We start from the raw sequence: 266 nt of genomic DNA, 5'->3' as shown, positions 1-266 counted from the left end.
AATATGGGTTGTCCTGTACCTAAGATTACAAAATGTGATGCTGGTGCCAAATGGCTCCTGGATCCAAATAAAATTTACGAAATGGTTTCTGCTGTAGTGGAAGCGGTCGATAAACCTGTAACGGTAAAAATGCGCATGGGGTGGGACGAAGATCACATCTTCGCTATAGAAAATGCACAAGCTGTAGAACGAGCAGGAGGCAAAGCTGTAGCGCTTCATGGTCGTACAAGGTTGCAAATGTATGAGGGACAAGCTAATTGGGATAT

1 protein-coding gene is annotated in these 266 nt (G+C 44.0%); it reads left to right on the top strand.

Features of this window, described 5'->3' with window-relative positions; genetic code table 11:
• Positions 1–266, top strand: a 266-nt coding sequence (locus L9G74_RS20875) for a tRNA-dihydrouridine synthase (RefSeq protein ID WP_238898673.1), incomplete at both ends; no start/stop codon positions are given.

Source organism: Shewanella electrica (genome assembly GCF_022321485.1).
GTDB lineage: Bacteria > Pseudomonadota > Gammaproteobacteria > Enterobacterales > Shewanellaceae > Shewanella > Shewanella electrica.
The sequence above is the reverse complement of the archived record's forward strand: the minus strand, read 5'-3'. Positions and strand labels throughout refer to the sequence as shown.